This window comes from Acidobacteriota bacterium, assembly GCA_016184105.1.
Lineage (GTDB): Bacteria > Acidobacteriota > Vicinamibacteria > Vicinamibacterales > 2-12-FULL-66-21 > JACPDI01.
On record JACPDI010000009.1, the window covers coordinates 39,763 to 51,562 of the forward strand.

Sequence of the window (11,800 nt, forward strand, 5' to 3'; positions counted from 1 at the left end):
GACACCGCACGACTTGAGAAACAGCCGCGGAGGCTTCATGTCCACGCCGTCTTCTGCTCGCGCGGGTCATCGCCGCGCCCTTCTGTACTTCCCTCCCGCACTCATCCTCGCACTCGCGTTCGTCCCGCCGGCGTCGTCGCCGGTCGCGGCGCGCGGAGAAGAGGAGCGGCGCAACCCCGCCGTGTTCTCGGATTACCGGCGTCCCGCCGAGTACGGCGTCGTGGTCGTCGAGAACGTGATGGTGCCGATGCGGGACGGCGCGCGGCTCGCCACCGACCTGTACTTCCCCGCGAAGAACGGCCAGATCGCCGCCGGCAGGTTCCCGGCGATTCTCGACCGCACGCCGTACGACAAGGTGCCGCGGGCCTCCGCGGTGAACAACCCGAAGTACTTCGCCGAGCGCGGCTACGTGTTCGTGTTCCAGGATTCACGCGGCCACGGGAAATCGGAAGGGGAGTTCTCGATCTACACGAACGAGGGACGCGACGGCTACGACACGGTCGAGTGGATCGCGAAGCAGCCGTGGTCGGACGGCAAGGTCGGGACCTCAGGCTACTCGTACGACGCGGCGACCCAGAACTCGCTCGCGCGCGAGACCCCGCCGCACCTGACGTCGATGTTCATCGGCCACGGCACCGCGAACTACCGCAACGACGGGGCGGGCGACAACGGCGCGTTCGCGCTCTCGCACAACCTGATCTACACGATCGGCCACGCGCAACGCGATCGGATCGCCCGCGAGAACCCGGCGGTCATGGCGCGCCTCGAGGACGCGGAGGCGCACCAGCTCGAATGGATGCGCCAGCCGCTCTTCAAGCACCTGCAGCTGCTTGAAGACGTGCCGCTGGCGAAGCAGTGGTACAAGGCCTGGATCGATCATCCCGACTACGACGACTACTGGAAGCAGAACGGCTACAACTTCGAGGGGTTCTACGATCGGTACCCGGACGTCCCGGTGTACTTCCTCGGAAGCTGGTACGACTTCTTCATCAAGGGCACGATCCGCAATTATCTCGGGCTGTCCGCGATCCACAAGACGCCGAAGCTCCTGACCGTCGCCGGCTCCGCGCACGGGCCCGGGCGCGGCGCCCAGCGCGTGCAGAACGACGTCGACATGGGGCCGGACGGCGCCTACAACTGGGACCGCATCCGCCTGCGCTGGTTCGACGAAACGCTGATGGGGCGCAGGACGGGCGTCTTCGATGAGCCGCGCGTGAAGCTCTTCGTGATGGGCGGGGCCGAGGGATCGCAGCGGACGCCGGCGGGCCGGTTGAACCACGGCGGCCGCTGGCATTCGTTCGACCGCTGGCCCGTGCCGCAGGCCAAGCCGACCAGCTACTACCTGCATGCCGGCGGCGGCCTGTCGACCGAGCCTCCGGCGGCCGGCGCGGGGCCGAGCGGCTTCACGTTCGACCCGGCCAACCCGGTTCCGCAGCTCGGGGGGAACTACTCGACGCCGTCAGTCTGGGGCCCGCGCGACCAGCGGTGCTCCACGGCGATCTGGCCGTGCACCAACGACCTGCCGCTGTCCTCGCGCGCCGACGTGCTGGTCTTCCAGACGCCCGTCCTGGACCGTGACATCAGCATCGCCGGTCCGCTGACGGTCAAGTTGTGGGCCGCCTCCTCCGCCGTGGACACCGATTTCACGGTGAAGCTGGTCGATGAGTACCCGCCGAGCGTGGAGTATCCGCACGGCTACGCGATGATCCTGCAGGACTCGATCGTCCGCGCGCGCTACCGGAACTCGCTCGAGAAGGCGGAGTTGATGGAGCCCGGACGCGTGTACGAGTTCACGATCGACATGTGGGCCACCGCCAACCTGTTCAAGAAAGGGCACCGCATCCGCCTGGATGTGTCGAGCAGCAACTTCCCGAAGTACGACGTCAACCCGAACACCGGGGGCCCCATCGGATACGACACGCGCCGGATCGTCGCGAACAACATCGTGTATCACGATCGGGACCACCCGTCGCACATCATCCTGCCGGTGCTGCAGTCGCCGGCAACCACCTCGTCGGCGCCGGCGCCGGCGGCAGACCGTTCGTCTCGTCACAAGGAGGACCGTTGATGTCACGCCGGTGGAAGACCGCAGCAGGGGGCGCGCTCGTGGCGGCGGCGGTGATGACGGGCCTCATCGTCATCGCCGAGGCGCAGCAGGCCGGCCAGGGCACCCATCCGAGGAAAAACGAGGAGGGCTTCCAGTTCGGCGGCTACAAGCCGCCGATCAAATGGGACGGGCCGCGGCGCATGCAGCCCGAGTCGAAGAACATGCGCCTGGTCGGCTGGACCGACATGAACGGCCGGCCGGACGGCGAGCAGGTCACCGGGCAGGTGATCAACGGGCGCGACTACATCTTCTACGGCCACTACTGGAGCCAGGGGGTCTCGATCGTGGACGTGACCGATCCCGGCAGGCCGGAGACCGTCGCGTTCATTCCCGTGCAGGTGCCGTACGGCAAGACGACGAAGGTGCAGGTGTCGGGCAACGTCCTGATGGTGCCCTCGCGCACGTTGTACGAGCTTGACCACAAGGGCCCCGTGCTGCCGCGGCACGGCGTCACCTTCTACGACGTGTCCGATCCGAAGAAGCCGAAGGAGCTTTCGTTCTTCCAGACGGCCACGCGCGACGAGAAGCTGCCGGACGGCGTGCACTACAGCTGGTTCGCGTCGAAGTACGCGTACCTCTCGGCGCCGGTGAACGGCTACAACCGGCTGATCTACGTGATTGTGGACGTGAGCGATCCGAAGAACCCGAAGGAGGCCGGGCGCTGGTGGTATCCGGGCCAGCACACGGCGGGCGGCGAGAAGCCGCAGCCGGGGTTCGAGGATTACTGGGTGCACGGCGCGCAGGCGAACCGCGATGAGACGCTGGGATTCGCCGGCACGCTGAGCGATCCTCCCGGCGGCCTCGTGATCCTCGACATCAAGGACAAGTCGAAGCCCACCGTCCTCAGCCGCCTCGATCTGAGCCCGCCGATGGTCGACGGGTACTTCGGCGTCCACAACGTCGTCACGATGGACTCGCGCAAGATCCTCGTGATGATGCACGAGGCGACCGCCGCGCCGAGATCGCAGACGCAGATGACCGGCTGGGTCGTCGACTACTCGGACCCGCGCAATCCGGTGATTCTCTCCGTTCTGCCGATCCCGGAGGGGCACGACTACAGCAAGCCGGCCCGCTTCGGTCCGCACAACGCGCACGAGAACCATCCCAACGGCCTCGTCGACGACTACATGGCCTATATGAGCTGGTTCAACGGCGGCGTCCGCGTGTTCGACCTGTCCGATCCGAAGCACCCGTTCGAGGCCGGCCACTTCAGGCCCGCCGATCCCAAGCGGCGGGTCGACGCGCGCACGTGGAACGGCAAGCCGGGGGACCCCAACGGCTCCGAGCTGTCGTCGATGAACCACGTGTACGTGGACAAGCGCGGCTACATCTACGCGAGCGGGTACAACGACGGGCTGTACATCCTCGAGTACACGGGGCCGCGGCCGCAGGGCTCGCGGACCGCGCTCGAGGAGGCGAAGCGCGCGCGAGGCGGGCAGGTCGGCCTCGCAGCGGATGGCCGGCAGGACTGACCGACGAGGAGGGCACATGGCGCGTTCGCACAGCAACCCGTGGATCGTTCCGGCGATCGGGGCCGTCGCGGCCGGCACCGTCTGGCTCGGCGGCGCGCAGCTGGCCTCGCAGCAGTCCAGCCCGGTGAGCCACCAGGAGATCTATGGGCAGGAGGGATTCCCGTACGCCCAGCACAAGCCGCCGATCAAATGGGACGGCCCGCGGCGGCTCCAGCCGCAGGCGCAGAACGTCCGTCTGGTCGGGTGGAGCGATCTGAACGGCCGCGCGGACGGCGAGCAGATCGATGGCGCCGTCATCAACGGGCGCGATTACATCTTCTACGGGCATTACTGGAGCCAGGGCGTCAGCATCGTGGACGTGACCGATCCGAAGAAGCCCGAGGTGGTCTCGTTCATCAAGAACCGCGACCCGATGGGGCACTACACGAAGGTGCTCGTCAACCACAAGAACATCATGATGTTGCCGCTCGGCACGCTGACCGAGCTCGATGACGCCAAGCAGAAGCCGATCAAGGAGCACGGGGTCAGCTTCTACGACGTCAACGACCCCAAGAATCCGAAGTTCCTGTCGTTCTACCGGACGGCCCCCGGCAGCATCATCAACAAGGGGGTGCACTCCTGCTGGTTCGTGGACGACTACGCGTACCTGTCGACGCCGGCCGAGGGGTACTCGGGCCGGATCTTCCTGATTCTCGACGTGCGCGACCCGAGAAATCCGAAGGAGGTGGGGCGCTGGTGGATGCCGGGGCAGCACACGGCCGGCGGCGAGAAGTTCGAGCCGGGGTTCGAGCACGCGAGCCTCCACGGCGCCCAGGCGAACCGCGACGGCACGCTCGGGTTCTACTGCGCGCGGCCCGATCCGCCGGGCGGCATGGTGATCCTCGACATCCGCGACAAGGCCAAGCCGGCGTTCCTGAGCCGGCTGGATCTCAGCCCGCCGATGATCGACGACTACTTCGCGATTCACAACGTGGTGACGTTCGACAGCCGCGGGCTGCTGGCGATGCTCGACGAGGGATCCGGGAACAACCTGTTGAAGCCGGAGAAGACCGGCTGGATCGTGGACGTGAAGGACCCGAAGAATCCGGTGATCCTCTCCGTCCTGCAGACGCCGCAGGACGTCGACCGGCGCCACCCCGTTCGATTCGGCATCCACAACGCGCACGAGAACCAGCCGGGGTCGCTCATCGACGACTACATGCTGTATGTCAGCTGGTTCCGCGCCGGGATGCGCATCTTCGATCTCTCGGACCCGAAGCACCCGGTCGAGGCGGGGTACTTCAGGCCGCCCGATCCGAAGTACCGCATCGATGACACCACCTGGAACGGCACAGAAGGCGATCCGGACGGCTCGGAACTGTCGTCGCTGAACCACGTGTACGTCGATCAGCGCGGGTTGATCTACACGAGCGGGTACAACGACGGGCTGTACATCCTCGAGTACACGGGCCCCCGCCCCCAGGGATCGCGGGCGGCACTCGAGACGGCAAGGCGCCAGCGCGAGCAGCAGATCGCTGCCTCCGCGCAGGCACAGCGCCAGTGAGCGCGCGGCGGTGGCGACGTGTGAACAGGAAGGAGATAACATGACTCGGCTTCGCAGCAACGTCCGGGTACTGGCGGCGACGGCGGTCGTCGCCTGCGCCGGGTGGCTGGGCACCGAACGACTGGCCTCGCAGCAGCAGTCCCCGGTGAGCCACGAGGAGGTGTACGGCCAGCAGGAGTTCCCGTACGCACAGAAGAAACCGCCGATCAAGTGGGACGGCCCGCGCCGGATGCAGCCCCAGGGCGAGCAGATCGACGGCGCAGTCATCAACGGCCGCGACTACATCTTCTACGGCCACTACTGGAGCCAGGGCGTCAGCATCGTGGACGTGACCGATCCGGCCAAGCCGGAAGTCGTCTCGTTCATCAAGAACCGGGATCCGATGGGGCACTACACGAAGGTGCTCGTCAACCACAAGAACATCATGATGCTGCCGATCGGCACGCTGACCGAGCTGGACCAGGCCAAGCGGAAGCCGATCAAGGAGCACGGCGTCAGCTTCTACGACATCAACGATCCGAAGAACCCGAAGTTCCTGTCCTTCTACAAGACCGCGCCGGGCACCCTCATCAACAAGGGAGTGCACTACAGCTGGTTCGTGGACGATTACGCCTACCTGTCGGCCCCCGTCGAAGGGTACGGCGGCCGGATCTTCCTGATTCTCGACGCCCGCGATCCGAGAAACCCGAAGGAAGTGGGGCGCTGGCACTACCCGGGCCAGCACACCGCGGCCGGCGAGAAGCTCGAGGCGAGCGTCGAGCGGATGGACGCGCACGGCTCGATGACGAACCGCGACGGGACGGTCGGCTTCTACTGCGTGCTCGGCGATCCCCCGGGAGGGGTTAACATTCTCGACATCCGCGACAAGGCGAACCCGAAGCTCCTCAGCCGGATCGACCTGAGCCCGCCGATGACCCCCGGATATTTCGGCGTCCACAACGTCGTGACCATGGACTCTCGGAAGATCATGGCCATGATGCACGAGGGGGCCGGGAACTCACTCCTGCGGCCGCAGATGACCGGGTGGGTGGTGGACATGAAGGATCCCGCCAAGCCGGTGATCCTCTCGATCCTGCCGATTCCCCAGGGCTTTGACCGCACGGTGCCTGCGCGCTTCGGGCCGCATAACGCGCACGAGAACCAGCCCGGCTCCCTGATCGACGACTACATGTTCTACATCAGCTGGTTCCGCGGCGGCCTGCGGATCTTCGATCTGTCGGATCCCAAGCACCCGGTCGAAGCCGGCTTCTTCCTCCCGCCGGATCCGAAGTACCGGACCGACGACATCACGTGGAACGGGAAGCCGGGGGACCCGAACGGATCGGAGTTGTCGTCGCTGAACCACGTGTACGTGGATCAGCGCGGCCTGATCTACACGAGCGGCTACAACGACGGCCTGTACATTCTCGAGTACACCGGTCCGCGGCCGCAGGGATCGGTGACGGCGCTCGAGGAAGCGAAGCGCAGCCGCGAGCGGCAGATCGCCGCCGCGGCGGCCGCGCAGCGACGGTAGCGGCACGGGCTCATCGTGGCACGTGCCCCGGCGGCACGTGCCGCGATGCCGGCCCAGGTGTACTGACGCCGGAGAGTGGGACACAGACGAGGAGCCGATATGCCGAACAAGGATCAGCGCGCGCGCGTCCGGTTCGCCCCCGCGCTGGCGGTGGCGGTGGTCGCCGGGGCGCTCGCGATCGGAGCGCAGTTGGGGGCGCAGCAGCAGTCGCAGCAGCCGAAGACGGGCGAGGGCTTCAATTTCGGCGGGAAGAAGCCGCCGATCGCGAAAAACATGAAGCTGGTCGGCTGGACGGACATGAACGGCCGCCCGGACGGCGAGCAGGTGACCGGGCAGGTGATCAACGGCCGCGACTACATCTTCTACGGGCACTACTGGAGCCAGGGCGTCAGCATCGTCGACGTGACGGATCCCGCCAAGCCGCAGACGGTCGCGTTCATCCCCGTGCAGGATCCCTACGGCAAGTTCACGAAGGTGCAGGTGTCCGGCACGGTGCTGATGGTGCCGATCAGAAGCCTCTATGAGATCGACGGAGAGCGGCCGGTGCTTCCCAGGCACGGCGTGCTCTTCTTCGACGTGTCGGACCCGCGCAACCCGAAACAGCTCTCGTACTTCAAGACCGCCGATCGGGACGAGAACCTGCGCGACGGCGTGCATTTCAGCTGGTTCGCGTCGAAATACGCGTATCTCTCGGCGCCGGCGAGCGGCTACCGCGGGCACGTCTACATGATCGTGGATGTCAGCGATCCGAAGAACCCGAAGGAAGCGGGGCGCTTCTGGTCGAAGGGGCAGCACGTCGCCGGAGGTGAGACCTACGTGCAGGACGAGGTGCCGACCACGCACGGCGCGCAGGCCAACAGGGACGAGACGCTGGGCTTTTCGGCGACGCTGGGGGACCCGCCGGGCGGGCTGATCATCCTGGACATCAGGGACAAGGCGAATCCGAAGCCGCTGAGCCGCCTGGACATGAGCCCGCCCATGCCGGCCACCTATTTCGGCGTGCATAACGTCGTCACGATGGATTCGCGCAAGCTGCTGGTCTGCATGAACGAGGGAACCGGCGCGCCGCGCTCGAAAGCGCAGCAGACCGGCTGGGTGGTCGACTACTCGGATCCAACCAAGCCGATCATCCAGTCCATCCTGCCGATTCCGCCGAACCACGACATGGACCGGCCGGCACGCTTCGGCCCGCACAACGCCCACGAGAACCATCCGAACGGATTGATCGACGACTGGATGCTCTACATCAGCTGGTTCAGCCGCGGCGTCCGCGTCTTCGACCTGTCCGACCCGAGGCATCCCGCCGAGACCGGGTTCTTCGAGCCGCCTGATCCCAAGGCCCGCATCGACGCGCGCACGTGGAAGGGCAAGCCCGGCGATCCGAACGGATCCGAGCTGTCCTCGCTCAATCATGTGTACGTCGACAAGCGCGGGTACATCTACGCGAGCGGGTACAACGACGGGCTGTACATCCTCGAGTACACCGGCCCGCGGCCGCAGGGGTCGCAGACCGCGCTCCAGGAAGGCAGGCGCGAGCGCCAGCGCCTCGGCGCCGCGGCGCAGGACTGACCGATGAGGGAGCGCCGGCGGGCCGCGTGCGGCCGCCGGCGCAAGACACCATATGGATTCGACCGCTCCGATCCTGAACGATCCGGTTGACGTGCAGGACGACTCGTCGCTCGGCCTGGTCTCGCTGGCCGAAGCACGATTCGAGCACTGGCGCCGGACCATCGGCTTGTTCGCCGGTCCCATCGCGTTGGCCCTCGTCTGGCTGCTGCCGATTGCCGGTTTGTCCTCCGAGGCGCACCGCCTGGCGGCGGTCGTCGCGCTCGTGGTCTGCTGGTGGGTCACCGAGCCGATCCCGCTGCCCGCCACGGCGCTGGTGGGGGTCGTGCTCACGGTGCTCGCCGGCATTTCGACGGCGGCCGACGCCTTCGCGCCGTTCGCGAACCCGATCATCTTCCTGTTCATCGGCAGCTTCATGATCGGGCGGGCGATGTCCGCGCATGCCCTCGATCGCCACCTCGCGTTCGGACTGCTGGCGCTGCCCATCGTCCGCGGCAATGTCGGGCGGACCCGGTTCGCGGTCGCGGGCCTGTGCGTGGCGCTCTCCGCATGGATGAGCAACACGGCCACGGCGGCCATGATGGTGCCGGTCGCCATTGGCGTCCTCGAGGCCACCCGGCGGGACCGTTCGTCTCCGCTGCGATCGCCGGTTGCCGTCGGATTCCTGCTGACCATCGCGTACGGCGCCGCCATCGGCGGGATGATGACGCCGATCGGCACACCGCCGAACCTGATTGCGATCGGCCTGCTCGATCGGCTGGCCGGTGTCCGCATCGACTTCGTGAGCTGGATGCTGATCGGCGTGCCGATCGCGCTCGCCATGGGCGTGGCCATGTACGCGCTCAGCTCGATCATGTTCGCGGACCGCACCACGATGGCGCAATCAGCCGCCGCGTACATCCAGCGCGAGCAATCAACCGCGCGCCAATGGACGCCTGGCAAACGCAACTGCATCATTGCGTTCGGCACGGCCGTCGTGCTCTGGGTGACCCCGGGCATTATCGCGGCGGCGGGGGTCACCTCACCGCTGGCCAGGAGCATTGCCGGGCGGCTTGACGAAGGGGTGGTCGCCATCGCCGCAGCGTCCCTCCTCTTCCTCCTGCCCATCAACTGGCGGCGGCGGCAGTTCACCCTGGACTGGAAAGCCGCGTCCGGGATCGACTGGGGGACCATCCTCCTGTTTGGCGGCGGCCTCTCGCTCGGCCGCCTGATGTTCGAGACGGGACTCGCGTCCGTGCTCGGAAGCGGGCTCGTGTCTCTGACGGGTGCGGAATCCCTGTGGGCGGTCACGGCCGTTGGGATCGTCGCGGCCATTGCGCTCACGGAAGTCACTTCGAACACGGCGGCGGCGAACATGCTCGTGCCCGTCATCCTGACGATCTGCGCCGCGGGCGGCCTGAACCCGGTGCCGCCCGTCCTGGGCGTGGCGCTCGGGACGAGCATGGCCTTCATGCTGCCGATTTCGACGCCCCCGAACGCGATCATCTATGGCACGGGGCTGGTCCGCATCACCGAGATGATGCGATTCGGTCTGATCGTGGACGCGATCGGGGCCGTCATCCTGTTTGGCGGGCTCCGGTTGCTGTGCCCGCTCCTGGGGTTCTCGTGATGCCTCGCCGAGCGCGCCGCCTGAGTGTGCGCCGCCGGCGCCTTGCTGCCGCCCTGACCGGCGCGCTCGTGGGCGCGCTGCTCGTACCTCGAGCCACGTCCGTGCTCTTCCCGGAGACAGACGCGCCCCTGCGCCGCGGAGCGTCGACCGAGCGCCTCGCCAGGCTCTTCGAGGAACACGGCTTCATGGTGGAGCGCGGCCCCGCCGGTACCGCGACGGTGTTCCTGGGCGCCGGCACGTCGGGGCGCCCGGTGATCGTGTTCATGACCGAGGATGACATCATCCGCGCGAACTCGCCGCTGACCTCAGTTGAGTGACAGGAGATATCCGCGATGAGGAGCCGCAGTCTGAGAACGGGCGTCCTGGCAGCAGCCGTCACCGGCTGCGCGATCTGGCTCACGGTCGAACCGGTGACCACCCAGCAGTCGCCGGTCAGCCAAGAGGAGATCTACGGCCAGCAGGCGTTTCCCCACGCGCAGAAGAAGCCGAACATCAAGTGGGACGGCCCCCGGCGGATGCAGCCGGAGGGGAAGAACATCAGGCTCGTCGGCTGGACCGATCTGAACGGTCACCCCGACGGTGAGCAGATCGCCACGAAGGTGATCAACGGGCGCGACTACGCCTTCTACGGCCATTACTGGAGCCAGGGCGTCAGCATCGTCGATGTCACGGATCCCACCAGACCGGAAGTCGTGTCGTTTATCAAGAATCGCGATCCGCTGGGGCACTACACGAAGGTGCTCGTCAACCACAAGAACATCCTGATGATGCCGATCGGCATCCTCAACGAGCTGGACCAGCCGCTGCGGAAGCCGCTGAAGGACCACGGGGTCGTCTTTTATGACGTCAACGATCCCAGGAACCCCAGGTTCCTGTCGTTCTATCGCACCGGGCCCGGTGCGATCACGGAGAAGAACCACGGCGTTCACTACAGCTGGTTCGTCGACGACCATGCGTACATCTCGGCGGTCGTGGAGGGCTACAGCGGGACGATCTTCATGATCCTCGATGCCTCGGACCCGAGGAACCCGAAAGAGGTCGGGCGCTGGCACTACCCGGGTCAGCACACGGCGGCAGGCGAGAAGCTCGAGCCCGGCTTCGAGGGCATCTGGGCGCACGGCGCGATGACCAATCGCGACGCGACCCTTGGCTTCTACTGCGTGTTGAGCGACCCGCCCGGCGGCGTCAACATTCTCGACATCCGCGACAAGTCGAAGCCGACGCTGCTCAGCCGCCTCGACATGAGCCCGCCGATGATCGACGACTACTTCGGCGTCCACAACGTCGTGACCATGGATACGCGCGGCATCATGGCGATGATGCATGAGGCCGGCGGCCCGCCGCGCGCGCGAGCGCAGCGTACCGGGTGGGTCGTGGACATCAAGGATCCGAAGAACCCGGTGATTCTCTCGGTGCTGCCGATCCCACAGGGCTTCGATCTGAGCGTACCCGCGCGGTTCGGCGCGCACAACGCTCACGAGAACCAGCCGGGGTCCCTCATGGACGACTACATGTTCTACGTCAGCTGGTTCCGCGGGGGGCTGCGTATCTTCGATCTGTCCGACCCGAAGCACCCGGTCGAAGCCGGGTACTTCCTGCCGCCCGACCCGAAGTACCGGATTGACGCGCGCACCTGGAGTGGCAAGCCTGGAGACCCGGACGGCTCCGAGTTGTCGTCGCTGAACCACGTGCACGTCGATCAGCGCGGGCTGATCTACCTCAGCGGCTACAACGACGGCCTCTACATCGTCGAGTACACCGGGCCGAGACCGGAGGGATCGCGCAAGGCGCTCGAGGAAGCCAGGAGGCAGCGCGAGCAGGCCATCGCCGCCGCGCGGCGGTAGGACGGCGCACGAGGAGGCGGCTGTGGACCGTCGGCGATTGTCGAGAAGGCGGCGGCGGGCGCCGCGCCAGGACGGTGGACTTCCACGCCCACTGCGTGGTGCCCGGTATCAGGGAGATGCTCGGTGAGACGACGCCGCCGGACAGC

The 11,800-nt window shown here is 66.8% G+C and carries 8 protein-coding genes; all 8 read left to right on the forward strand.

Annotation, left to right across the window (positions count from 1 at the left end):
• Positions 1-37 precede the first annotated feature (37 nt).
• Positions 38-2,068 (forward strand): CocE/NonD family hydrolase, encoded by a 2,031-nt coding sequence (locus HYU53_02615; GenBank protein ID MBI2220081.1) that lies wholly within the window; start codon positions 38-40, stop codon positions 2,066-2,068.
• Entirely contained in the window at positions 2,068-3,579 is a 1,512-nt protein-coding gene (locus tag HYU53_02620) for a hypothetical protein (GenBank protein MBI2220082.1), read from the forward strand. The genes HYU53_02615 and HYU53_02620 overlap by 1 nt, the downstream gene beginning before the upstream one ends.
• Before the next feature lie 16 nt (positions 3,580-3,595).
• Positions 3,596-5,122, forward strand: coding sequence for a hypothetical protein (locus HYU53_02625; GenBank protein MBI2220083.1), 1,527 nt, complete (start codon positions 3,596-3,598; stop codon positions 5,120-5,122).
• 40 nt (positions 5,123-5,162) lie between these two features.
• Positions 5,163-6,635, forward strand: a complete 1,473-nt coding sequence (locus HYU53_02630; GenBank protein ID MBI2220084.1) for a hypothetical protein — start codon at positions 5,163-5,165, stop codon at positions 6,633-6,635.
• Between the two features lie 99 nt (positions 6,636-6,734).
• Complete coding sequence (locus tag HYU53_02635; GenBank protein MBI2220085.1) at positions 6,735-8,204, forward strand: hypothetical protein; 1,470 nt, start codon at positions 6,735-6,737, stop codon at positions 8,202-8,204.
• Positions 8,205-8,256: 52 nt separating this feature from the next.
• Positions 8,257-9,810: a DASS family sodium-coupled anion symporter gene (locus HYU53_02640; protein ID MBI2220086.1), complete on the forward strand. Its 1,554-nt coding sequence runs from the start codon at positions 8,257-8,259 to the stop codon at positions 9,808-9,810.
• Positions 9,810-10,127, forward strand: coding sequence for a hypothetical protein (locus tag HYU53_02645; GenBank protein ID MBI2220087.1), 318 nt, complete (start codon positions 9,810-9,812; stop codon positions 10,125-10,127). Before HYU53_02640 ends, HYU53_02645 begins: the two co-directional genes overlap by 1 nt.
• A gap of 15 nt (positions 10,128-10,142) precedes the next feature.
• On the forward strand, positions 10,143-11,654 hold the full coding sequence (locus HYU53_02650; GenBank protein MBI2220088.1) for a hypothetical protein: 1,512 nt from the start codon (positions 10,143-10,145) through the stop codon (positions 11,652-11,654).
• The last annotated feature ends 146 nt before the right edge of the window (positions 11,655-11,800 follow it).